The sequence below is a fragment of the Pantoea sp. BJ2 genome, from assembly GCF_040255075.1.
GTDB classification, from domain to species: domain Bacteria; phylum Pseudomonadota; class Gammaproteobacteria; order Enterobacterales; family Enterobacteriaceae; genus Pantoea; species Pantoea leporis.
Map to the genome: position 1 here is coordinate 597,825 of NZ_CP158293.1, position 24,488 is coordinate 622,312.

A 24,488-nucleotide genomic window follows, 5' to 3' on the forward strand; every position below is an offset into this window, starting at 1 on the left:
TTACTGGCTCCAGCCCGGCTGATACAGCTTGCCGTAGAAATCATCGAGTTTGGCGCGCACCACCGGCGAATGCTGGTAGATATCAACGAACTTCGCCAGGCGCGGATCGTTCTGATGACCATCGCGGATCACGAACTGAATCACATATTCAGGATGCTCCAGGCCATCGAACAGCAGCGCCTTGTTCGAATCGATGGTCTTCGACAGGCGCAGATAGTGCGGATAACCCTGCGCTAAATCGACTTCATCCAGCGAACGCGACAGCTGCACCGCTTCCACTTCGATAATCTTCAGATGCTTAGGATTACTGACAATGTCATCCACGGTAGATTTGAGGCCCGCGCCCGGTTTTAAGCTAATCAGCCTGGCTTTTTGCAGCAGCAGCAGGCCGCGCGCGCCGTTGATCGGATCGTTGGCAATCGCCACCGTGCCGCCATCGGGAATCTGGTCAATCGCGGTATGTTTCTTCGAATAGAGCCCGATGTTGTTGATGATCGCCGGCGCGTACGGCACCAGATGGAATCCGCCCTGCTGATTGGCGTTTTCCAGGAACGGTTTGTGCTGGAACAGGTTTACATCGATATCGCCGTTTTCCACGCTGACGTTCGGCGCGGTCCAGTCGGTGAACTCCACCAGCTCAACGTTCAAACCCTGTTTTTTCGCCTCAGCCACCGCGGTTTCCAGCGGCGGCGCAAAGGCTGCTGTAGTACCGACTTTCAGCGGCCCGCTGTAGTTTTCGGCGGCGACGGTGCTAAACGCCAGCAGTGCGACGCTGGCAGCCAGCGCAAAATGACGTGCAATGTTCATATCAGATCCCTGAGGTTAAATTAACGAAGGTTAACGCCGTCGCGCCAGCGCGCCGCCGGATGGCGATCGGGCAAGCGGTCCTGCTGTTGAAAAATTTTCTGCCGCAATGAACCGGGCTGATACGCGGTCTTGAAGCGGCCGCGCTGCTGTAATTCCGGCACCACCAGATCGATAAAATCGCGGTAGCTCTGCGGATTAAGGATGCGCGTCAGGTTAAAGCCGTCGATATCGCCTTCGTCGATCCACTTAATCAGCGCATCCGCGACCTGGCTCGGATTGCCAACGATCAGCGGATAGCGGCTGCCCATCGCGTGCTGCTCCAGCAAACGACGCCGCGTCCAGCCGCTGAAGGCTTTGCTCACCGATTCTATGGCGCGCGTGTCGCCGGTCTGAATCGGCTCATCGAGTTCGAATGCCGCCAAATCCAGACCAATCGAGCTGGAGAAGTGCGCGATGCCGGCTTCTGGGCTGGCGTAGGCGAGGTAGCTTTGATGCTTCTCCTGCGCTTCACGTTCGGTGGGCGCGACAATCACGCTGACGCCCATAAAGATGCGCAGATCGTTAGGATGGCGTCCGGCCTCCAACGCCGCCTGGCGCAAGCGCGTCGATTGCTCGCGCATCGCTGCCGGTGACGCAGCATTCACAAAGCTGCACTCGGCGTGACGTCCGGCAAACTGCACGCCGCGCGCCGAGGAACCAGCCTGGAACAGCAGCGGCGTGCGCTGCGGCGACGGGCTGCTCAGGTGATAACCCTGCACCTGATAGAACTCGCCCTGATGATTGATTTGGCGGATTTTATTGGCATCGGCGTAGCGACGATTGGCTTTATCCTGCACCAGTGCATCATCCTGCCAGCTGCCTTCCCACAGCTTGTAGGTGACATCGAGAAACTCATCGGCCTGATCGTAGCGGCGATCGTGCGCCAGCAGCTGTTGCTGGCCCATGGCACGCGCGGCGCTATCAAGATAACCGGTGACGATGTTCCAGCCGATGCGCCCTTTGGTCAGGTGATCGAGCGTGGAAAGGCGGCGCGCGAACGGGTACGGCGCTTCATAACTCAGGTTGGCGGTGACGCCAAAACCCAGATGCTGCGTAACGCTGGCCATGCCGGAAATCAGCATCAGCGGATCGTTCACCGGCAGCTGAATCGACTCTTTGGCGGTCAGGCCAATGCCTTGCTGATAGACGTCATACACGCCGAGAATATCGGCGATAAACAGCCCATCAAACAGCCCGCGCTCCAGCAAACGCGCCAGATCCAGCCAGTGATCCAGCGAGTTGAAATCCACCGAACGATCCTGTGGATGCGTCCACATACCGTGATGAATGTGCCCAACGCAGTTCATATTGAAGGCGTTGAGCAGAATCTGTTTTTGACTCATATTGTTCCCCGACGCGGCGGCAACACGCCATTCAGCAGGTAGTTGCCGATGGCCGGATATTTCCAGCGCACTGGATCGTGCAAGGTATGGGTACGCGCATTGCGCCAGTGGCGGTCGAAGTTATGCTCGCGCAGGCTGGAACGCGATCCGCCAAGTTCAAACAGCAGGTTGCTGGCCTCCAGCGACACGTCCGTGGTCCAGGCGCGGGCTTTGGCGACTTCTACCGACGCCAGCGCCACGTTTTCGGCGCTGGGATCGCGCTGCGCCACGTCAACCGCATCACTCGCAATCGCCAGCAACGCATCGCCGGCGCTCAAACGTGCGGCCAGACGACCGGTACGATCAAGCGTCAGCGGATCGTCGCTCGCACGATCGACGCCGCTGTCCGGCCACGGCCGCGCGCGTTGACGTAGGAAATCGAGCATGTCGTCAAACGCCGCCCGCGCGATGCCCTGATCGATAGCCGCATGCATAATCTGCGCAAAGGGCCCAACGGTGCTCGGACGCTCAAACGCCGTCTGGAACGGCACCACATCTTCCGGCACAATCGCTACGTCGCGGAACTGCACGCTGCCGCTGCCGGTGGTGCGCTGGCCAAAGCCGCTCCAGTCATCAATCACGTTGACGCCGTGCTGATGGCGCGGCACAAACACCAGCTGCTCTTTGCCATCATCGGCAATCGCCAGCGTCGGAATGCGATCGGCATACAGCGCGCCGGTGCAGTAAAACTTATTGCCGTTGAGGCGTAATCCTTCCGCCTGCTGCGAAACGGCCGTAGAACGCTGATGCGCGGCGGGCGAACTGAATTCCGCCAGCGCGTTGCCGTGATGCACGCCTGCCAGCACTTCGGCGTAGAGCCGCTGTTTCTGCGCCTCGCTGCCGTTGATGCGCAGCACTTCCAGCGCATAAAAATGGTTCTGCGGCACCTGACCAATCGAACCGTCGGCGGCGCTCAAAAGCACGAAAATCGCGGCCAGTTCGGCGGTAGAAATCTCAATGCCGCCAAAGTCACGCGGCACGGTGATGGCGCCCAGTCCGGATTGAAAAAGCTGCTGCAACTCGGTGTGCGGCAGTTCACGTTCGCGGTCGCGCTGGGCAGAACCGGCACGAAAACGCTCCGCCAGCTCCTGCGCGACCTGCAACGCCTGCTGGGCATTCTCAATGCGCGTCGCGCGCTGTTTAGGCGATACCTGCGTCATGGTTACTCCTTAAATCCACGCATGACGCGCAGGCAGCGCATCATTGAGGTAATAGTTGCCGATGGCATGAGTTTTCCAGCGCACCGGATCGTGCAGCGTGTGAGTGCGCGCATTGCGCCAGTGACGATCAAGACCGTGACGAAGCAAGGTGCCGCGACTGCCGCCCCATTCCAGCAGCTTCTCACTGGCACGCAGCGCCACTTCGGTGGTCAGCACTTTGGCTTCCGCTACCGCAATCGATGCGCGTGCGCAGTTTTCGGCGGTCAGCGCCTGTTGATCGATGCTATCGAGTACCCGGGCAGCACGAGCCAGCAGCGCGTTGGCGGCGCTCAGTTCGGTGCTGATGCGGCCCACATCGGCGAGGATGTAGGGATCGTCGGCATTGCGGCTGACATTGGCATCCACCCAAGGTCGCGAGCTGCTGCGCACAAACTCCAGCGCCTCATCCAGCGCGCCTTGCGCAATGCCCGCATCAATCGCCGCCTGAATCAGCTGAGAAACTGCGCCGCGCAGCGTCGGTTTTTCAGCGGGAGGCAACGACATCAATAACGCGGGATCAACCACAACCTGATGCAACTTCACCGTACCGCTGGCGGTAGTGCGCTGGCCAATACCGGACCAGTCATCCACAATTTCCACGCCCGGCGTCGGCAGCGGAATAAAGGCCATTTTCGGCTGCTGATCGTGCATCGCCGTGGTGACCAGAATGTCGGCGAACAGCGCGCCGGTAGAGTAGAACTTCTCGCCGGTGAGCTGCACGCCGTGTGACGTTGTCACTAGCTGCGCCTGTACGTCTCGCGTATGTTTGGTGTTTTTCTCCGGTCCGCCGTTACCCAGACGTTTGCCCTGCACCACCGCGCTCAGCAGCCGCTGCTGTTGCGCGGCAGAACCTTCGCCAAGGATGAACTGGATCAGACCAAAGTGGTTTTGCGGGATTTGCCCCAGCGAGGGATCGCTGGCGGAGATCAGACGAAACACTTCGGCCATGGTCTGGTACGACAAACCCGCACCACCCAATTCGCGCGGCACGCTGATGCTGCCAAGTCCCAACGCGGTGAACTGGTTGAGCAGCGCGATGGGGTAAATGCGCTGCTGGTCGCGCTCGACTGCGCCGCCTTTCGCCTGCCCGGCCAAATGGCGTGCGGCGGCGATGGCTTCTTCATCGCTGTTTAATACCGCTGCGCGGTTAATAATCTCGTCACTGTTTTGCGTCATAGCTGATTTCACTTTTACTGCACAGCGAAGTGTAGGCCTGCACTGAAAAACTCAGCAGGCCGTGGAATGAATAACGGATTGAAAGCGATGATAATCAGCGGGGTTAAAACAAGTAAATAGCGCGGTTATGCTATATCCGGCAATGCGTTGCCATTATTAAGCTATGGATTTATTTAAGCACAACAACAGGCTAGCGGCGGCGCTGCAGGCAATTAGCGAGTATAAAAAAGCGGTGAGTAATTCTTAAGATCAAATAACGCTAAGAAAAGTTTAATTCCGCAAATAATGTAGCGGCACGATTTATCGCGCGTTGATGTTTAACGTTCAAAAACGCGCGATGAATCGCGCCGCTACGGATGGTGCGGAATTTAAAAGCGGCGCAAAATATTAATTATTTAATTGCGCATCAAACTGCGCGGCAGCGAAACTGCGGGTGGATTCGCTTTTCACACTATGCGGAATCTGCACGCTATCGATCAACTTCGCCAGCTGATAGCTTTTCACCGTCTCATTTTGCGTTAGCTGCTGCGCATAATTCGCGGTCAAATCCCCTTTCTTATTCTGCGTCACCGAGGTCTGGCTGCGCTCTTCATCATCGATCAAATGATACTTATAGTTTTGCGACGACTTCTGTTCGGTCAACTTCGCCGCTGAGACAGAATCCAGCGCGGTGTGGAAGCTGGCCTTGAGTTTAAACAGCGTTTGCTGGGTCAAATCCTGGGTATCACCATGCGTTTGCGTAGCCGTTTTCTGCGCCACGTTCAGGGAGAAGGTGTCTTGCTCTTCCGGCTTATACGGATTACCGGAAACCGGCGTCTGCTGATAGCTCGCCGAGAAGTCCGCCAGTCCGCTGATTGCGCCGTTCTTCGCCGCATTGGCATCAATCGACTTCACGCGCTGCGAATTGATGCTTTCAGCCGCCTTGCCTTCGGTGGTATTGAGCGCGCGGAAGCTGTCTTTAAACAGCGTCAACATGTCGCTATCGCCGTGACCGCGCGAGGCGGCCTGATCAAATTTGCTGCTCCACTGATCCAGCGCCGCCGCCTGCTGTGCCGCGCTGCCCGCCTGCGTCAGTTTCGAAACATCGGTATCGAGTTTGATGCTGACATCGCCGTTGTGGAAGCCGAGCCAGCGCGCCTGATCGTCGGCATGCAAGTTCAGCGACTGCGTGACGTTATTGCCATTACGCAGATCGGTCTTCAAATCGACACTTTTCAACACTGAAGTGTTGAACTTCATCAGATCGCTGATATCAAGTTTGGTGGTGCTGCCATCCAGGCCATCCAGCGCCTTCTGCAAACCGGCGGATAGCTGACCCATCGCCGCCGCTTCAACGTTGCTGAGCTGGCCGCCGCTGGTTTTCAGCTCCACCACCATGCCGCCCTGTTGACGCGTCATCTGCAAACTCACCTGCACACCAGATTGGGTAGTGATGGTCAGCGCCAGCGCACTTTGGCTGCTGCTCTGCGCGCCGTTCAGCGCTTCCGTCGCTGGCACGCTTAAGGTTACGTCGCCGCGATGGCTGGCCAGATTACTCAATAAGGTGCTGCCGAGACCGTTCATACCGACGCCGCTGGCGTGCGCGGCACCGTTGAGCTGCGCCTGCAAGCTGCTGGTGACATCGACGGAACTCTTGACCTGCGCGGGCTCGATTTTGTAGATCGCGGCGATGGCATCACTCGCCTCGCTGAAGGTGACTTTGGTCGACGCTTCCGCCGTCAGAGCGTTTTGCGCGGATTTGTTGTTCACCGCCGGCGTCACCACCGCATTCGATGCAATTAAACTTCTCAGTACGCTGCTGCCAATCCCATTTAGCATGAAAATAATCCTCGTTGTGTACTATTCCTGAGAGTTATCGGCGAAATGTTCAGCGGCTTTAATGGTTTTTGCCCTCACCCTAACCCTCTCCCATAAACGGGAGAGGGAACCAATTGTGCAACGTCTGCTCCCTCTCCCGCCTGCGGGAGAGGGCTGGGGTGAGGGAAATGCATTGGCAGTTCTGACATACCATCTGTCCGCCTAAACACAGCCGTACTTCACGCAGTGACTTAGGTTATTCATCAACACATCTCTCACTCACGAGGTAGGTCACGATGGATAATCTGCATTACAAAAGCTTGCTGGAAATTGGCCGCTTGATTCAGTCGGGCGAAATCTCTTCGGTAGACGTCACGCAAACCCTGCTGACGCGCATTGATACGCTCGATCGCGACTTACACAGCTACTTCTACGTGATGCGCGATAGTGCACTGCAACAGGCGGCTGAAGCCGATGCTGAAATAGCCCAAGGCAAAATGCGCGGTCCACTGCACGGCGTGCCAATCGCACTGAAAGATCTGATCTGGACCAAAGACGCGCCCACCAGCCACGGCATGATCATCCACAAAGATCGTTACCCTTCAGAAGACTCCACCGTGGTGGAGCGCTTCCGCGCGGCGGGTGCGGTGATTCTCGGCAAGCTGACGCAAACCGAAAGCGCCTTCGCCGATCACCATCCCGACATCACCCGGCCGAATAATCCGTGGGGCAGCGCGCTGTGGACCGGCGTCTCCTCCAGCGGATCCGGCGTCGCCACCGCCGCAGGGTTATGCTTCGGCTCAATTGGCACCGATACCGGCGGATCGATTCGTTTTCCCTCCAACGCCAACGGCCTGACCGGCATTAAACCGACGTGGGGCCGCGTCACGCGTCACGGTGCCTGTGAACTGGCGGCATCACTGGATCATATCGGCCCGATGGCACGTAACGCCGCCGATGCCGCCGCCATGTTGCAGGCGATTGCCGGTCGCGATGATAAAGATTCCACCTCCAGCAGCGAGCCGGTTCCGGATTATCTGGCGCTGATGACGCGCGGCATCAGCAAGATGCGTATCGGTGTTGATAAAAGCTGGGCGCTGGAGAAAGTCGACGAGGAGACGCGTGCTGCGCTGCAATCGGCGATCGCCACCTTGAGTTCGCTCGGCGCGACGCTGGTGGATATCACCTTGCCCGATACCGAAAAAGCCGCCGCCGAGTGGAGCGCACTCTGCGCTGTAGAAACCGCGCTGGCGCATGAAGACACCTATCCGGCGCAGAAAGATCAATACGGTCCGGGCCTGGCGGGTCTGCTGGATCTCGGTCACAGCGTCACCGCGCTGGAGTATCAGCGTTTGCTGCTCAGCCGTGCGGCGCTGCGCGGCGATATCTCCGCGCTCTTTACTCAGGTTGATCTGATTCTGGCACCGGCTACCGCGTATGCCGGATTGACCTGGGACACCATGACCCGTTTTGGTACCGATCAGGCACTGTTTAACGGCGTGCTGCGCTATACCAGTGCATTCGATGCCAGCGGTCATCCCACCATCACCCTGCCGTGCGGCAAAACCGCAGGCGGCGCGCCGATTGGCTTCCAGTTGGTGGCAGCACATTTCGCCGAAACCACCATGATTCAGGGCGCGTGGGCCTTCCAGCAGGTCACCGACTGGCATAATCAGCATCCTGCGTTGTAAATCTGCGTTGTTTGCCGCCCCGATAGCTTCGGGGCGGTCATTTCACCCGCTCATGGCCTGAAACTTGCTTCAACTTCATGACTTCCGCCCTTTTTCGCCATGTTTAGGGGATGCTGATATGAAAGAGCTTTTCACCACCGACGATCTCGATAACCGTCATCGCTTCGATGCCTGGCGTGATGCGGTGTGCTCGCGTCTGATCAACGCCCAAGCGCGACAGATGCATTCAGGCACTTTTTCCGGCAGCTTTGCCTATTCGATGCTCGGTCACATGGATATTGCCAATCACGTATCGCATACCGCGCTGATGTGGCAACGCACAGCAGAATGCATCCGCCGCCATCCTAATCACGATTTCTATCTGGGCTACGTCTGCGCCGGCAGCGGCACGCTGCGGCAGAATGGCCATCAATCACGCGTCAGCGCCGGCGATGTGGTGATTTACGATGCTGCCACGCCGTTTGATTTTACGATGGAGAAGGTGGCGATCAATATCGTGCATCTGCCACGTCACATCATGGAGAAGGAAGCGCCTGCCACCGCCAAACTTGCAGGCAAAACGCTGGATCTCACGCGCCCCGGCATGGCATCGCTCAAGCTGCTGCTGCAGGAAGCGTTCGTGTTTAATCCCGACCGCGAGAACCCGTTTCTGGCCGAGCAGTTTGCCAACACGCTGCTGAATATGATTTCGGTGAGCGTCAATTTGCAGCACAGCGAAGAGGCGCTGAAGCCGGATCTTTACTCACGCGTAGTGAGTTTTCTGCGTCACAACCTGCAGGAGCCAGAGCTGTCGGTGGCGCAGATCGCTAATGCGCATCATGTCTCGCCGCGCACTATCAGCCGGGTGTTTGCCGCGCACGGCACCACGCCGATGAACTTCCTCTGGCAGGAGCGTTTGCAGGCGTGTCATCGCATTCTCGCCGAAGGCAAAGCGCGCAATATCACCCAGGTGGCGTTGGATCACGGCTTTAGCGATATGTCGCACTTCAGCCTGGCGTTCCGCAAAACCTTTGGTTATACGCCCAGCAGCCTGTTACGGCAGCCGGACGCGCCGCTACTTTTGTAGCGTGGTGATCACGCGCTCGGCGGTGAATTCCATGCTGCTGCGCGTGTTCATCGCTTCACGGCGCATCAAGCGGTACGCCCCCGATTCATCCAGCCCGAAGGTTTGCATCAGCACGCTTTTGGCCTGCGCCAGTCGCTCACTACGCGCTTGACGCGCCTGCTGTACCGCACGCAACCGCTGCTGGTGACGCACGGTTTTTAGCGTGCCAATCATTTGCACAATCAAGGCAAACGGATTGAGCTCACGCGCAGCGATGGCATTCGGCTGGAGTTGCAGCAGTAGCGGAAACAGCCGTGCGTTGTGGCTATCCGCCAGCGCGATGATGGGAATATCCCTTTCGCGCGCGCTGATAAACAGCGGGGTTAACAGTGGCTGCTGATGCATATCGATCGCCACCAGCAGCAGCTGCGTATCAGTGGAGAGTGACGCGGCAGGCGGCCAGCTGTGCTGCGCGTGACAGCCCAGCTGCGTCAGCGAGGCGCAAAACGCGCGCACGCTCTGTGAATCAGGATGGAAAATATGCAGCCGGACACCAGAAAGCGTTGCCAGTAATGATTGTTCAGTCATGGTTCACCCTATGCGCATCCCGAATGAGGAAAGCTCACAGTAAGCGAGCGGATGGGTTAACGCTTTGCTGATGCTGCCGGGTGCTGTGTCAGGGCGGACAATGTCCGCTGTGCGCTGATGCCCTCACCCCGGCCCTCTCCCACGGGGATAGGAAGACGCTGCCATATACAAGCCCGCTCAATCTGTCCCCTCTCCCGCCTGCGGGAGAGGGCTAGGGTGAGGGCAAGGGTAAAACAGCTCAAGCATGAAACCCCAAAAACTGTTCCGCCACGCTGGCGCTCGACTGGGTTTTCGGATCGATCCTTTGCACAATCTGCCCCTTCTCAATCACATGAATCTGGTCAGAGAGCGCGTAAAGAAACTCGATATCCTGCTCCACCAAAATGATCGAAATATCCATCTCATGGCGCAGCCGCCGCAACGTCTCGATAATCTCCTCGCAGATATTTGGTTGAATCCCTTCCGTTGGCTCATCCAGCAGCACCAGCTGCTGCTGGCCGCACAGGCAGCGCGCCAGCGCCAATAGCTGCTGCTCGCCGCCTGATAGCGCACCGCCCGGCTGCGCCAGCAGGCGTTTCAGGCGCGGAAAATACTGAAGCATCTGCTCGATAATTTCTCCGGCGCGGGAGAAATGTTTCACGCAGCCCATGCGCAAGTTCTCCTCCACCGTCAGCTGCGGGAAAATCTGTCGGCCCTGCGGTACAAAACCGATGCCCGCCACCGCCCGCTGGTGCGCCTGATAACGGGTAATATCGATGCCGTTCAGCGCGATCTGGCCTTGCCAGGCCGGCAGTTCCCCCATAATGGTGCGCAGCAGCGTAGTTTTGCCCATGCCGTTGCGGCCCAGCACGCCGGTAAACGACTTCGCGCCGACAAACAGCTCGGATAAGTTCAGCACCGGAATCTTGTTGTAGCCCGAGACCATCTCTTTAATTTCAAGCATGTTTAATCTCCAGATTGCCGAGATACGCCTCTTTCACCCGCGGATTTTGCGTCACCTCGCGGAAGCTGCCTTCCGCCAGCACCGCGCCCTGGTTAAACACCGTCACCTGCTGCGCAATCATGCTGATGAACTCCATGTCGTGTTCCACCACCACCACCGTGCTCAGCTGATTAATCGCCTTGATCAGCTGCGCGGTTTTGCGCACTTCCTGATGCGTCATACCCGCCGCCGGTTCATCCAGCAGCACCAGCTGCGGTTTGGAGATCAGGATCATCCCCAGCTCCACCCACTGCCGCTGACCGTGCGCCAGTTCCGAGAGCACCGCATGTTGCAGATCGACCAGACCGATATCCTCCAGCACCTGTTCTATCGCCGCCGGCAGCGCCGCTTTCGCCAGCTTATTTGCTGCCGCCTGCCACAGGTTTTCCCGCACGCTTAAGCCTTCGAACACGCTCGGCACCTGAGTTTTAATGCCAATCCCCAAACGCGCGATTTCCCATGGCCGTTTGCCGGAGATCACCTGTTCGCGATAGCGGCACTCGCCGCGCGTCGGCGTGACCTGGCCGCTCAGCATCTTGAAGAAAGTGCTTTTGCCTGCGCCGTTAGGGCCGATCAGGCAGCGCAACTCACCTTCACGTAGGGTGAAATCCACCTCTTTCACCGCATGCACGCCGCCAAAACTGACGCCCATTTTGCGGGTTTCCAGTAACACGTTGGCCGTCATGGTTTCACCTCACTGACCTGCGCGCGGCTGGCAGGCGCGGCGGGACGCTTGCGCCGCCACAGGCGCTGCAACGTTGGCAGAATGCCGCCTGGAATCAGCAACACAAACACCGCCAGAATCACGCCGAGCACTAAGTTGACATCCACGGTTTGCTGCGCGCCCAGCCGCGTCACCATCCACTGCAACAGCACGCAGCTGATCACCGGACCCAGCAGCGTGCCGCGGCCACCGACAATCACCCAGATGATGATCTGCGCCGACTGGCTGATGCTAAACACGCCGGGACTAACAAAGGCGCCCCAGTTGACGTACAAACAGCCCGCCAGTCCGGCAATGGCCGCGCCGATGGCGAAGGTTGCCAATTTATGCGCCGGCACGTTGTAGCCGAGCAATCCGGCGCGCTGCTCGTTCTCACGGATCGCCACCACGGTTTTGCCAAAACGGCTCAGCAGCACGAACTTCAGCAAGGCGTAGCACAGCGCCAGACATCCGGCGGTGACCATAAAGATCGCCTCGGGCGATAAAATCGCCTCCGGCTGGAACGGCAGGTTAAGCGTCGGCACCGAAGGAATGCCGTTAAAGCCGCCCAGCAACGCCTCGCCGATGTGGTATTCGCTGCCGGAGGTGGAGTTGACCCAGTTAAACAGCACCAGACTCACCGCCAGCGTGATGGCGCCGAGATAGACATCGCTGACGCCGCCATAAAAAATCACATAGCCGAACAACAGCGAGAACAACGTTGGCAGCAGCACCGCCATCACCACCGCCCAGGTCGAATCGCCCCAGTTGATAGCGCAAATCGCATAGGTGTAGGCCCCTAAACCGAAAAACGCCGCCTGACCAAAGCACAGGATGCCGCCGTAGCCCCAGATGAACGCCAGGCTGAGCGACAACAAACCCATCACCAGAAACACCGTCAGCGACAGCAAGGTGTAGAGCTCAATCGCGCCTGACAGCCACAGCGCCACCAGCACCATCGCCAGTGAGATGACGATAATCTGGATCTTTTCCGAGAACAGTTTCATTACAGCGATCTCCTGAAGAAGCGTCCGGTGATGCCCTGCGGCAGCAAGCGCAGCAGCACAATGGCGCTCAGCAATAGCGCGACGGCACCAAACACCGGCGTGGAGAAGTACGTCACCAGTTGCGAAATGGTGCCGAATAACGTCGAGGCGGAGAGTGTTCCGGCGATGATGGCGCTACCACCGCCAATCACCGTGATAAAGGCTTTGGCGATAAAGCTGACGCCAATGGTCGGGATCACGCCGGTAATCGGCGCTAACAGCGCGCCGCCTAAACCCGACAGCGCTGCGCCCAGGCCAAGCGTCAGGCTGTAGATTTTGCCCGGATTGCTGCCGAGCGCCGCCGCCATGCGCGCATTCTGCATGGTGGCGCGCGCGCACAAACCTAAAGTGGTGAAGCGCAATAGCAACCACAGCGCGCCGAGCAAGCCGATCGCAAACACAATCATGAACAGCGAATAACCGCTGGTGCTGTAGCTGCCGATGCTGACGCTGGGCAGCGGTGAACTGATGCCCAGCGTGGTGTTGCCGAACAGCATGGTGGCGGCACCAATCAGCGCCAGACTCAGCCCCCATGTCGCCAGCATGGTGTCGATCATCCGCCCGTACAGATGACGGATAATTACGCGCTCGATTACCGCGCCAAACACCCCCACAGTGAGCGGCGCAATCACCAGCATCGAGATCCAGATCGGCACGCCCCACTGATTGGTGGCGAGAATGGCGCTGTAGCCGCCCAGCATCATGAATTCGCCGTGCGCCATATTGACGATTTTCATCATGCCGAACACCACCGCCAGCCCGACGCTCATGATCACCAGCACGGCGATGGCATTAAGCACTTCAATGGCGTAGATAATGAACAGATCCATAGCGGCTCCTGTCACAGCTCAATTTGATACTGTTTGGTATCGCGCGGGTTTTTCTTCAGATCGCACACCATCGCGGTATCCACCGGCGCTTGATCGGTGAAGGTTTGCAGAATTTTCATCTGATGGTTTTCCACTTCGGCGATATGCACATCCAGCGAACAGTGATGCGTCGCCGGATCCACACTCAGCTTGCCGCTCGGCGAGGTCAGCTTGACGCCGGACTCCAGCGCCTCGATCACCTTCATGCGATCGATATCGCCCGCTTTGCGCACCCCTTCCGCCCAGATCAACATGCCCTGATAAGCGCCCATCGCCAGGTCGCTGATGTACGGCGTATTGGCGCCGTAGCGCGCATGGAATCGCTCAACGAAAGCTTTGTTTTCCGGTGAGGGGATTTCCTGCATATAGTTGGCGGCAACCAGAATGCCGTTGCTCTCTTCCGGCGACAGAATGATATGTTCGTTGCCGCCGCCAAACACCGTGGAGGCAATCGGGATCTTGCCGCTCATACCAGCCGCATGCCACTGGCGATAGAAGGAGATGTGCGCGCCACCGACCAGCGCTGACCACACCATGTCGGGTTTGGCGCTCTGGATTTTAGAGATCGCCGCACCAAAATCGGTAACATCCAGCGGGAAGAATTCAACCGTTACCACTTCACCGCCATTATCGTGCACCGACTTTTTCACCCACGCCGAGACGATTTGGCCGTAGTTATAATCCGCCGCCAGCACGTAGACTTTTTTGCCCCACTTCTTCACCGCGTAAGGCACCAGCTTTTCCACGGTTTGTGCCGGCGTAGAACCGGATGAGAAGTAATTGCGATCGCACACGCCGCCTTCATATTGCGCCGGATAAAAATAGAGTGAACGGAAACGATCCAATACCGGACGAATAACCTCACGCGAGGCCGAGGTAATACCACCATGCACCACCGCCACTTTATCTTTCAGCGCCGCCTGCTGCGCATATTGCGCATAAAGCTGCATATTGGATTGCGCATCGTAATTAATCACCTGCAACGGTCGACCTAATAAACCACCCGCCGCGTTGATCTCTTCTGCCGCCAGATTAATGGCGTTCGACATCGGCTTACCGTAAATATCGAGCCCGCCGGATAAGTCGAGAATACTGGCGATTTTGATGGCGTCCTTGCTGTCGGCGGCGAAAGAGAATTGAGGCACAACGCCTGCAGCCAAGCCTAATGCCGAAACGGCTGAACCCTGGATAAATGAACGACGACTAATAGCCATAGCAACCTCTTGAAAAGAGAAGGATCAAACAGGAGTGTTTCCGGGAGGCCGGAGAGAATAAAAGCGATCTACAGACGGCGCTGTCTGCATTGAAAAGAGGGTTGCCACATCGTTGGGGCGTTGTTTTTAATAAAGCAAGAAGTGGGCCAAATTAATTAGACTCTGCACATTCACATAGCGGCGCGATTCATTGCGCGATAAATCGCGCCGCTACGACAACGTGCGCACTGTTAAATGGCAATGGGCACCAATTAGGTGCGAGGTCGCCCTTCATGGCGACCTCAATAACACTCAATTAAAAAACTTAATATCCGTCGGCGTGGCAATCTTCGCCACTTCACCCGCGGCTTTCAGCACACCGCTCTGTTCATCGAAATGGAACAGGGTGATGTTATTGGTAAACACGTTCGCCACATAAAGGTATTTGCCGCTGGCATCAAAGGCGAAAGCGCGCGGTTCAATGCCATCCGCTTTATAGCGCACCGGCGATCCCAGTGAACCATCCTGCTCAATGCGGAACACCACTAAGCTGTTATCCGATCCACGATTAGCGGCTATCACAAATTTGCCGTTCGGGCTGAGGATAATGCCGCCGCCGCTGCGATACTCGGCGCTGCTGTTTTCCGTATTCAGTTTGACGCTAGATTGCTGCTGCAGACGATCGTCCTTAACCGCAAACACCACCACTTCACCGGCCATTTCGGTAATGACATAGGCGTGTTTACCATCCAGTGAAAACACCATGTGGCGCGGGCCCGATCCGGCCGGGAAGGTGACATCGCGTGAAGTATCCGCTTGCAGCGGCTGAGCGTTGCCCGCGTGATAGGCATAAGCGTGCAGTTTGTCGCCGCCGAGATCTGCAGCGTAAAGGTATTTGCCATCATGAGTGAAGGTGGTGGAGTGCGCATGCCCGCTATCCTGACGATCTTTCACTGCCCCGCTGCCGCTGGCGAACGGGAAATTCTGTACCTGCTCGCCGAGCGAACCGTCGTGATGAATCGGGAATACCGCCACGCTGGCACCGCCTTTAGCCACCGAGTAGTTGGCGACAAACAGGAATTTCCCGTCCGGGCTAATGGTGGCATGCGTCGGCTGCTGGCCGTGGCTATCCACCGCGTTAATCACGCGCACTTCGCCGCCGTGATCAATCGCCAGCGCAGTGACGGCACCGGCGTTTTCTTCGTTAGTGGTATAGGCAAAACGTCCATCGTGCGATTTCACAATCCACGATGGGCTTTTCATTTTGATGAAATCGAGCGGCGTCAGCGTGCCGTCGCTATTGACCTTCAAACGGTATAAACCTTCGCTGGGATGACCTGGATTTTGCACTAACGGCGCATCCGGGATGCTGGTCCATGTGCCCACTAAAGCCGTTTGGTTATGATGTTCCGCTGCAGTTGCCATTGCACTTCCCGCTAATGTGAAAACAGCTAGCGATAATGCCACGCTTAAACGTGACGCCATACCGCCAGACACCGTTTTATTGTGATTTTTCATTGTGGTACCCACCATAATCGGAATGTTCTTTATAAAAATCGTTCGCAGAGTTGGATTTTTTATTGTGATTGCGGCCAATGCTGCAGGCCGCATAACGACTATAGTGGGATTGCTTTGATTCGCGGCGAACAGGCGTGATCGTGTTCACATTATCGTGGATTTATCCGCCGTTAGAGCACGATTACCTCCAAACGTGGCAGCCGGAATAGCACAAATGCGTAATTCTTATTATTACTGCGTTTTCCTGCATGCTTTAATACAGCCCTATTAACATGCCAGGGATGCTGACGTTGCTATGCTGCAGTTTTCAAATGGTTTTCTGCTGAGTTTGTCGTTATGCCTTGATATTGGTCTCGCCAATATCGCCATGATCACGCTGGCGATGCAGCGCGGCTATTTTCACGGTTTTTGGTTGGGGATTGGCACCTGCATTGGTGACTTAATCTATGCGGTGCTGGCGCTGGCGGGCATGGCGATTGTGTTGCAGTTCACCGCCGTGCGCTGGGTATTGTGGATTGGCGGCGGTGTGATGCTGCTATGGTTTGCCGGGAAAATGCTGTATGCGGCGTTGCAAAAGCAGGCTGCACTGCCGGAAACCGAACAACAGCCCTATCGATCGCTGCTGCGCGAGTTCAGTCGTGGCGTAATGCTGGCGATGTCATCGCCGACCGCGATTTTGTGGTTTGCCAGCGTCGGCGGTGCGTTGATTTCCCGCATGGGACACGGCAGCGCGGCCGCAACCTCATCGTTTCTTGGCGGCTTCTTTATTGCGGGCGTAGTGTGGACCTGCGTGCTGTGCCTGGTCGGTAGCATGGGCGGTAAGCTGTTGGGGCAGCGTTTGCTGAAGTATTCCTATCTTGCTTCGGCTTTGATTTTTGTTTATTTCGCCATCTATGTGATTTGGTCGGGTTACCGGGAATTTATTCTGGTTTGATAGAAGGTCGCCATTAAATGGCGACCGCAACCAACATCACAACCCGGCAATCCGCTTCAAATCCGCTTCCGCGCCTGGCGCAACCGCCAATACCTGTGCGCCTTTCAACAATCGTTCACCTTCGGTATTGAACGGGTGATACCAGCCGCCCGCTTCCTTCACCAGGCAATAACCGGCCAGGCAATCCCACGCATGCATGTACGGTTCGTAATAACCGACCACGCGCCCAGCCGCGACCCACGCCAGCATCAATGCGCCGGACCCAATGCGGATAAAATTTCCACCCGCCGCCAGCAGCGATGCGAGGATTTTTCCTACTTCATCCGGGCTGACGTGGCTGTTGGCACCAAAACCGGTGACGTGGTTTTGCAGCGTGCGCGACGCATCCACCTGCAAGCGCTTGCCGTTGAGCGTGGCACCCTGACCCATCGCCGCCACGTAACACTCCTGATAAGTGGGCGCGAAAATCACGCCAATCACCGGCACGCCGTCATGCAGCACCGCCACGGACACGCACCAGTTCGGCATGCCGTTAAGGAACGGGCTGGTGCCGTCGATCGGATCGACCACCCACGTATAACCCGATGAACCTTCCTGCAATCCGTACTCTTCGCCGAGGAAACCGTCGTCGGCAAACTGCGCGCGAATTTGCTGGTCGATCATCTGCTCCACTTCGCGGTCAGCGCGCGACACCACATCCTGCAAATCGTATTTGGTCTCCACCACCAAGGTTTCACGCTGATGGAAATACTCCAGCGCCTTCGCGCCGCCGGCGCGTGCCACCTTCTCCGCCAGAATCAGGCGCGATAATAGCGGGTCATTGTCTAATTCACTCATCATCCATCCTTACATTAACCGGCAATCAGGGCCAAACCCTGAGGTTTAAAATCAATCGCGACGTTCGAGGCCAGCGGCAACTGCTGCTCCATCTCGGCATCGACAATAAACAGTGAACCCAATTCGGTGGCGACTTCATATTCGATATGGTCGCCGAGCCACGTGCTGTGCGTCACTTCGCCGCGCAGTGCACCTGCGCCTTCTCCGCGCAGTGTGATGAATTGCGGTCGCACCGACAGCTGTGCTGCGCCGGTTTTCAGGCCGTTGCCGCGCACACGATAGCGCTGGCTGCCGAGTCGCACCAGCGCTTCGCTGCCATCAAGCTGCTCCACTTCGCACGGCAGGATATTGGCCTCGCCCATAAAGTCGGCGATAAACACCGAGTTCGGCGCGTGATAAAGACTTTCCGGCGCGCCCTGCTGTGCAATATCCCCCTCTTTCATGACAATAATCTTATCGGAGACCGCCAGCGCCTCTTCCTGATCGTGCGTGACGTATACCGCGGTGAAGCCGAGTCGCTGTTGCAGATCGCGGATATCGGTGCGCACCCGGCGACGCAAACGCTCATCGAGATTCGAGAGCGGTTCATCCAGCAGCAGCACCTGCGGCTCCAGCACCAGCGCGCGCGCCACGGCAATGCGCTGTTGCTGCCCGCCGGAGAGCTCAGATGGCAATCGCTGGCCCTGATGTTCGAGGCCCACCAGCTTCAACCCTTCGCGCGCGCGGTCCTGCGCTTCACGCTTATTCATGCCCGACGACTGCAAGCCATACATGATGTTGTCGAGCGCGCTCATGTGCGGGAACAGCGCGTAAGACTGAAACACCATCGCCACGTCGCGCTCATTGGCGGGCAAGTTGGTGACATCTTTGCCGCCAATCAAAATGCGCCCGGCGCTGGGATGCTCGAGCCCGGCCAGCAGGCGCAGCGTGGTGGTTTTGCCGCAGCCGGACGGACCCAGCAGCGTTACCAGGGTGCCGGGCTCCACCGTCAGCGAGAGATCGGGAATGGCATCAAATCCGGCAAAGCGTTTCGAGACGTGTTCAAACACCACAGATCCAGCGGTTACACGTGTCATACGGCTCTCTCCTGCGTTAATGAGGTTGTTGCGGGCGGCACCGCAATATCGACCGGACGGGCCACGCGGCGCAGACGCCGTTCGCCCACCAGCCACTGGAATATGCCGATGATCAGCAGCATCACCACAATCAAGACGGTTGAATAAGCAATCGCCACACCGTATTCGCCGTTTTCCACCAGCCCAACGATGTACGAGGTTGCCATGTTGTATTGCGCGCTCACGAGGAAGATCACCGCACTGATTGAGGTAATGGCACGCACGAAGGCATAGACCAGCGCGGCGCTGATGGCGGGTTTCAGCAGCGGCAGTACCACTTTGCGCAGCGTGCGGAAGCTGTTGGCCCCGAGCGTTAATGACGCTTCATCCAGACTTTTATCCAGCTGGCTCATCGCTGCGATGCCGCCGCGCACGCCAACCGGCATGTTGCGGAACACAAAGCAGGCTACCAGGATCATCGCGGTACCGGTGATCTCCAGCGGCGGCAGGTTATAGGCCATCACATAACTCACGCCGATCACCGTGCCGGGAATGGCGAAGCTCAGCATCAGCAGGAACTCGAAGGTCTGACGACCGGCAAACTTCTGACGCACAATTAGCCATGCGGTAAGCAGGCCGACAATCGCCGTCAGCGGCGCGGCAATCAGCGCGATCTCCAGCGTGGTCCAGAACGAGTTCCACGCCACGCCGCTCCACAGCAGGTGCCCGTTGCTGAAGCTGACGCCAAAGGCGCGCACGTAATGCTCGATGGTCAGCGCATCATTCAATCCCCACGACTGCACAAAGCCGCCGACCACAATCATGCCGTAGATCACCAGCGTGAACAGGCCCCACGGAATCACCATGCCGTACACGCCAAAGCGCAGCACGCGCGGCAGCTGCACATGTTTGCCGCCGTCGCCTTTGCCGGTGACGGTGGCGAAGTTTTTACCGCCGAGCCACCAGCGCTGCAGCACAAAGGCCGTCAGCGTGAAGCACAGCAGAATCATCGCCAGCACGGCCGCACGACTTGGATCGTTCTGCGCGCCAACTACCGAGAAGAAGATCTCAGTGGAGAGCACGCCGTGACTGCCGCCCAGCACCATCGGATTACCGAAATCGGCCATGCTTTCGATAAAGCTAATCAGGAAAGCGTTGGCTAAACCCGGCGCCATCAGCGGCAGCGAGACGCGCGTAAAGGTGCGCCAGCGATTGGCACGCAGCGTTTGTGATGCCTCTTCCAGCGACGGACTAACACCTTCCACCACGCCAATCAGCACCAGAAACGCGATCGGCGTAAACGACAGCACCTGCGCAATCCAGATGCCGGTTAAGCCATATAGCCAGCGGCCCGGCTCGATGCCAAACAGCGCCGCCAGATGTTCCGTCACTACGCCGGAGCGACCAAACAGCAGGATCAGCGCCAGACCAATGACAAATGGCGGCGTGATGATCGGCAAAATGGTCAGCATGCGCAGCGCTTTCTTAAACGGCAGCGGCGTGCGCGTAGCGGCTAAGGCAAACGCCAAACCGAGCAGCGTTGATCCGGCGGCAGTCATCAGCGCCAGCCACAACGTGCGCCATGCGGTGCCGCAGGTGCCGCCCGACAAGCAGGACAAGCTCCAGATCGACGGATCCTGAATGTTGCTGATTAAGCCATCCGGTTTGAAGCTGCCGTCTACGTCCTGCACCGACACCACAAACATGCTCAGCACCGGATAGAGCACAAAGATGCTCACCAGCGCGGTGAGCAGCACCAGCGACGCCACCACAAAGGCGTCGCCTTTCATCACGCCGCGTTCAGCCAGCGCGAAGGAGAACAGCAGCAGAAAAGTGGTCAGCAACAGCAGCGCACCTGCGCCCATTGCCGGCTGGCCGGATGCGAGCGTGCCGAAGCGGTTTTCCAGCCACAGCCAGCTCCAGCCGCTGTAGCCAATTGCGTGACCTTCGATGATGAGGAACAGCACGCCAAGTGCGCTGAACAGCAGCAGCAAACGGCTGCGCGCCGCGCCTGGCAGGAGGCCGCAGCCAGCGCACAGCACAAACAGCGCGATGGCGATGATGAGCCACGGATGTTCGCCCACTTGCCACAACGCAGGCGCGTTGGCGCTATCGCTCCACAGGCTGGTTAACCAGCCGCGGCTGAAGAAACCGGCTTCCAGGCTGAACCACGGCAGCAGCAGTAACGCCACTGCGCCGATGAGCAGCGCGCCTGTCAGACGACGATTATTTGCATTCATCCAATCCCCCAAAACGTCATTGCGTGCACGTATGCGTAGCGGCGCGATTTCTCGCGCGTTTTTGCTTTTCAACATTCGAACCGCATGCACCGACGAACAACGCGCAATAAATTGCGCCGCTACGGTGTGCGCAAATTCTTACTGCGCGCTGGCACCGATCTCTTTATCCCAACGTCCCAGTAACGCTTTACGTTTGGCCGAATCGCCGTAGGTCTTGAAGTCGTAATCGATCAATTTGATGTTCTCAAAGCGCGGCGCGTACTCTGAAATCTCCGCGTTGCGGTTCGACGGCAGCTGGAAGGATTTGGCCTCTTTCATATGCGATTGCGCTTCGGCGCTCAGCGCCCAGTCGTACCAGACTTTGGCGTTAGCGAGATTGCGCGCTCCTTTAACAATCGACATTGAGCCAATCTCATAGCCGGTGCCTTCGCAGGGCGCGACGGTCTTGATCGGGAAACCGTCGACTTCCATCGCCACCGCATCATGCATAAACACAATGCCCACGGTGGTTTCGCCACGCGCCGCCGATTTCACCGGCGCCGAGCCGGATTTGGTGTACTGCGAAATATTGGCGTTGAGTTTTTTCAGGTAATCAAAGGCCTGATCTTCACCCATGATCTGCACCAGCGTCGCCAGCGTGTTGTAGGCCGTGCCCGACGAGTTCGGGTTGGCGATCTGGATTTCTCCTTTGAAGCTTGGGTCCAGCAAATCGGCCCAGCATTTCGGCTCTTTCAGCTTTTTCGACGCCAGTAATTTGGTGTTGTAACCCCAACCCAGCGCGCCGGCGTAAATGCCCACCGTGCGGTAATGAGAGTTTTCCGCCTGCTTCTGCGCCCAATCCTGCTGCTGATCGAGCAGCGGCGATTTGTACGGCTGCGTCAGCCCCTCTTCCGCCGCCTGCATATGCGGATCGCCGGTGCCGGCCCACCAGATATCAGTGCGCGGATTACGTGCTTCGCTGCGCAGACGTGCATAAGCTTCGCCCGCCGAGAGGCGCACCATGCTGACTTTGATATCCGGATGTGCCTTGCTGAAGATGTTGGTCATGTGCTCGCACACCACCACATCGGCGGAGCAGACCATGTTCAGATTGCCCGCCGCCGAGGCGGCAGAAGGTATGGCAGTGCAACAGAGGGATAGCGCGATGGCCATTGAGGTGACTCGCATAGTGTTCTCCCGGATTGTAGGGTTGGTGCTTCATTGGCACCTTTTCTTGCACGTGTGTGCAAAGTAGTAATGAACAAGAAATGTCCTGTCAAACACCACGCTGCGCAATTGTTAGGCGATGTCACAAAAATGCAACAAATGAGAGCTAAAGCGGTTTGCACAGCTTTGCAATCTGAGGCAGACTCAGTTGCAGCCAGATTGTGAAGAGGTGTTGAACATGCAGCATGAGAAAGCGGTGGTGAGCGCGCAGGATGTCGCTGAACGCGCGGGCGTATCGCGCTCAGCGGTGTCGCGCGCGTTTACGCCGGGCGCCAGCGTGTCACCGGCAACGCGAGAACGGGTGATGAAGGCGGCGGAAGAGTTGGGGTATCACGTCAATCATCTGGCACGCGGTCTGGTGCGTAATCGCAGCAGCATTGTCTGCCTGATCGTCTCGGAAATCGCCACGCCCTATCGCGCCAGTCTGGTGCGCTGGCTGACGCAGTTTTTGCAGGAAGCGGGCAAAGTGGCGATGCTGATCAACACCGATCGCTCGGATAACAGCGTTTCGGCGGCGCTGCAGCAGGCGATTAATTTCCGCGCCGATGCCTCAATCATTCTCTCCGGCATGCCGGATCGCACCATCACGCGCCAATGCTATAAACACGGCCAGCGCATCATTTTGATCAACCGTGATGAAGCGTTGCCGGGCTCGCTTAGCATCAATCTCGATGCCGAAAGCGCCGCGCAAACGGCGGTAATGGCGTTTCAGCGCGCCGGTTGTCAGCATCTGGCATTTGCCAATTCGCTGGCGGGCACGCCGAGCCTGAAAAAGCGTGAAGACACCTTTGTGCTGGCGGCCGAACGGGCGGGATTAACCGTGACCATCGAACGTTTTGGTACCACCTCTTACGAGAGTGGGCAGATTCTGGCGCACCGCTTGCTAACGCGTCATCAGCGACCGGACGGCGTGTTTTGCGTCACCGATTTGGTGGCCTGCGGCTTTATGGATGAAGCGCGCCACCGCTTTGCGCTGCGCGTGCCGGAAGATCTCTGTTTGATCGGTTACGACAACATCGCGCAGGCCGGCTGGTCATCCTACAATCTCACCACGTTTTCCCAGCCGGTTGAGCAGTTCGCGCAGGACGCGGTGAAATGGTTGATACAAACCGAGCAGGAGGAAACCGGCTTCACGCCGCAAGTTGAACAGCAGCACGACAGCCTGCTGTATCAGGCCGATGTGGTGTGGCGTGGTTCGGTGCGCGGCGGCTGACAAACATTTTTTACCACGCCGCGTAACCAATGATGCGCCGCGTCGTTTTCCAGTCGCGGATGCCACAGTTGTGACACTGTCATTTCTGGCGTGGCGAACGGCAGTTCAAACATCGCTAAGCGGGTGCTGTTTTTGATCAACGGATGATGCAGAAACAGCGAACGCGGCACCAACGCGACGAGATCCGATTCCTGCGCCAGCGCCACCGCGCTGGAGAATGCCGCTACCACCGCCGCCACCTTGCGGGTTAATCCTGCCTGCTGCAGCGCATCGTGAATCGGCCCGCCAAGCTCACCGCGCCGTGACGCCACGATATGACCAAAAGCGGCGAACTGGGTGATATCCAGCTGCTGCGTGAGCGGATGCCCGGCGCGCACCACGCCAACGAAGCTATCGCGGAACAGCGCCTGCAGGCGAATCTCCGGGCCCATATTGGCCAGGACGCCAATCTCCAGATCGATGTTGCCTTCGCGCAAATCGCGCGCGCTTTTCTCCGGCTTGGGCACAAAACTGAGCCACGCGTGCGGCGCCTGGTGCGCCACGGCAGCGATGAGCGCGCTGCCAAAGGCTTCGACGAACCCTTCATTGGTGCGCAGGGTGAAGCAGCGGTCTAGCTGATGCAGATCCAGCGACTGCGCCGTTGGGCTTAACACCGCACGCGCCTCGCGTACCGTGTGATGCGTGCGCTCGCGGATCGCTTCGGCATAAGGTGTCAGCACCATGTTGCGTCCGGCGCGCACTAACAGCGCATCGCCGGTGGTGGCACGTAAGCGTCCCAGCGTGCGGCTCATCGCCGATTCGCTTAAGCCCAAGCGACGCGCAGCGCCAATCACGCTGCCTTCAATCAGCAGTGCATCCAAAGCAATTAACAGATTCAAATCGGCATCATTCATACGCTTTATCCTCGCCTATTGCGCACTTTGAGACAAGGCGTTTGGCGCAGGTTAATACTGCGAGTGCTGCGCGTT

Annotated in this window: 21 protein-coding genes; 4 read left to right on the forward strand and 17 right to left on the reverse strand. The window is 57.9% G+C overall.

Going from position 1 to position 24,488, the window contains the following annotated elements; genetic code table 11:
* The 5 genes from AAF463_RS22270 to AAF463_RS22290 form a co-directional block, all read right to left on the reverse strand.
* On the reverse strand, positions 1-807 hold the full coding sequence (locus tag AAF463_RS22270; protein WP_350262113.1) for a MetQ/NlpA family ABC transporter substrate-binding protein: 807 nt from the start codon (positions 805-807) through the stop codon (positions 1-3).
* A gap of 20 nt (positions 808-827) precedes the next feature.
* Positions 828-2,189: an LLM class flavin-dependent oxidoreductase gene (locus AAF463_RS22275; RefSeq protein ID WP_350262114.1), complete on the reverse strand. Its 1,362-nt coding sequence runs from the start codon at positions 2,187-2,189 to the stop codon at positions 828-830.
* Complete coding sequence (locus tag AAF463_RS22280) at positions 2,186-3,388, reverse strand: SfnB family sulfur acquisition oxidoreductase (RefSeq protein WP_350262115.1); 1,203 nt, start codon at positions 3,386-3,388, stop codon at positions 2,186-2,188. Before AAF463_RS22280 ends, AAF463_RS22275 begins: the two co-directional genes overlap by 4 nt.
* Before the next feature lie 9 nt (positions 3,389-3,397).
* Positions 3,398-4,603: an SfnB family sulfur acquisition oxidoreductase gene (locus tag AAF463_RS22285; RefSeq protein ID WP_350262116.1), complete on the reverse strand. Its 1,206-nt coding sequence runs from the start codon at positions 4,601-4,603 to the stop codon at positions 3,398-3,400.
* 387 nt (positions 4,604-4,990) lie between these two features.
* Positions 4,991-6,421 carry a hypothetical protein gene (locus AAF463_RS22290; protein WP_350262117.1) on the reverse strand — a complete coding sequence of 477 codons (1,431 nt, stop codon included), beginning with the start codon at positions 6,419-6,421 and terminating at the stop codon, positions 4,991-4,993.
* Between the two features lie 275 nt (positions 6,422-6,696).
* Between AAF463_RS22290 and AAF463_RS22295 the strand changes: the two genes are divergently transcribed.
* Complete coding sequence (locus AAF463_RS22295; protein WP_350262118.1) at positions 6,697-8,091, forward strand: amidase; 1,395 nt, start codon at positions 6,697-6,699, stop codon at positions 8,089-8,091.
* A gap of 118 nt (positions 8,092-8,209) precedes the next feature.
* A complete protein-coding gene (locus AAF463_RS22300; protein ID WP_110866766.1) occupies positions 8,210-9,157 on the forward strand; it encodes a helix-turn-helix domain-containing protein in 948 nt (315 codons plus the stop codon).
* Here AAF463_RS22300 and AAF463_RS22305 read toward each other — a convergent pair.
* The 7 genes from AAF463_RS22305 to AAF463_RS22335 all read right to left on the reverse strand — a co-directional run bounded on the left by AAF463_RS22305 (position 9,146) and on the right by AAF463_RS22335 (position 16,050).
* A complete protein-coding gene (locus AAF463_RS22305) occupies positions 9,146-9,724 on the reverse strand; it encodes an ANTAR domain-containing protein (RefSeq protein WP_350262119.1) in 579 nt (192 codons plus the stop codon). The two genes, AAF463_RS22300 and AAF463_RS22305, sit on opposite strands and share 12 nt — an antisense overlap.
* A gap of 238 nt (positions 9,725-9,962) precedes the next feature.
* Positions 9,963-10,667 carry an ABC transporter ATP-binding protein gene (locus AAF463_RS22310; protein WP_350262120.1) on the reverse strand — a complete coding sequence of 235 codons (705 nt, stop codon included), beginning with the start codon at positions 10,665-10,667 and terminating at the stop codon, positions 9,963-9,965.
* The gene (locus AAF463_RS22315) at positions 10,660-11,391 is read right to left on the reverse strand and encodes an ATP-binding cassette domain-containing protein (protein WP_350262122.1); all 732 of its coding nucleotides are present in this window, start codon (positions 11,389-11,391) and stop codon (positions 10,660-10,662) included. The genes AAF463_RS22310 and AAF463_RS22315 overlap by 8 nt, the downstream gene beginning before the upstream one ends.
* Positions 11,388-12,416 carry a branched-chain amino acid ABC transporter permease gene (locus AAF463_RS22320; RefSeq protein ID WP_350262123.1) on the reverse strand — a complete coding sequence of 343 codons (1,029 nt, stop codon included), beginning with the start codon at positions 12,414-12,416 and terminating at the stop codon, positions 11,388-11,390. Before AAF463_RS22320 ends, AAF463_RS22315 begins: the two co-directional genes overlap by 4 nt.
* Positions 12,416-13,285, reverse strand: a complete 870-nt coding sequence (locus tag AAF463_RS22325; RefSeq protein ID WP_350262124.1) for a branched-chain amino acid ABC transporter permease — start codon at positions 13,283-13,285, stop codon at positions 12,416-12,418. Before AAF463_RS22325 ends, AAF463_RS22320 begins: the two co-directional genes overlap by 1 nt.
* A gap of 11 nt (positions 13,286-13,296) precedes the next feature.
* Positions 13,297-14,538, reverse strand: a complete 1,242-nt coding sequence (locus tag AAF463_RS22330; RefSeq protein WP_350262126.1) for an ABC transporter substrate-binding protein — start codon at positions 14,536-14,538, stop codon at positions 13,297-13,299.
* A 291-nt stretch (positions 14,539-14,829) separates the two neighbouring features.
* Complete coding sequence (locus AAF463_RS22335) at positions 14,830-16,050, reverse strand: lactonase family protein (RefSeq protein ID WP_350262127.1); 1,221 nt, start codon at positions 16,048-16,050, stop codon at positions 14,830-14,832.
* Between the two features lie 280 nt (positions 16,051-16,330).
* On the opposite strand from AAF463_RS22335, the gene AAF463_RS22340 reads away from it, so the two are divergent.
* Positions 16,331-16,969, forward strand: a complete 639-nt coding sequence (locus tag AAF463_RS22340; protein ID WP_101761716.1) for a LysE family transporter — start codon at positions 16,331-16,333, stop codon at positions 16,967-16,969.
* Between the two features lie 36 nt (positions 16,970-17,005).
* Here the strand turns inward: AAF463_RS22340 and AAF463_RS22345 are convergent, their stop codons facing one another.
* The 4 genes from AAF463_RS22345 to AAF463_RS22360 all read right to left on the reverse strand — a co-directional run bounded on the left by AAF463_RS22345 (position 17,006) and on the right by AAF463_RS22360 (position 22,268).
* Positions 17,006-17,806 carry an inositol monophosphatase family protein gene (locus tag AAF463_RS22345; RefSeq protein ID WP_101761717.1) on the reverse strand — a complete coding sequence of 267 codons (801 nt, stop codon included), beginning with the start codon at positions 17,804-17,806 and terminating at the stop codon, positions 17,006-17,008.
* A 14-nt stretch (positions 17,807-17,820) separates the two neighbouring features.
* The gene (locus AAF463_RS22350) at positions 17,821-18,882 is read right to left on the reverse strand and encodes an ABC transporter ATP-binding protein (protein ID WP_061719127.1); all 1,062 of its coding nucleotides are present in this window, start codon (positions 18,880-18,882) and stop codon (positions 17,821-17,823) included.
* Positions 18,879-21,101 (reverse strand): iron ABC transporter permease, encoded by a 2,223-nt coding sequence (locus tag AAF463_RS22355; protein ID WP_350262128.1) that lies wholly within the window; start codon positions 21,099-21,101, stop codon positions 18,879-18,881. The genes AAF463_RS22350 and AAF463_RS22355 overlap by 4 nt, the downstream gene beginning before the upstream one ends.
* Before the next feature lie 138 nt (positions 21,102-21,239).
* The gene (locus AAF463_RS22360; protein ID WP_350262129.1) at positions 21,240-22,268 is read right to left on the reverse strand and encodes an ABC transporter substrate-binding protein; all 1,029 of its coding nucleotides are present in this window, start codon (positions 22,266-22,268) and stop codon (positions 21,240-21,242) included.
* A gap of 217 nt (positions 22,269-22,485) precedes the next feature.
* Between AAF463_RS22360 and AAF463_RS22365 the strand changes: the two genes are divergently transcribed.
* A complete protein-coding gene (locus tag AAF463_RS22365; RefSeq protein ID WP_110866755.1) occupies positions 22,486-23,520 on the forward strand; it encodes a LacI family DNA-binding transcriptional regulator in 1,035 nt (344 codons plus the stop codon).
* On the opposite strand, the gene AAF463_RS22370 is transcribed toward AAF463_RS22365, so the two are convergent.
* Positions 23,478-24,413: a LysR family transcriptional regulator gene (locus AAF463_RS22370; protein ID WP_350262130.1), complete on the reverse strand. Its 936-nt coding sequence runs from the start codon at positions 24,411-24,413 to the stop codon at positions 23,478-23,480. The genes AAF463_RS22365 and AAF463_RS22370 overlap by 43 nt on opposite strands.
* Between the last annotated feature and the right edge of the window lie 75 nt (positions 24,414-24,488).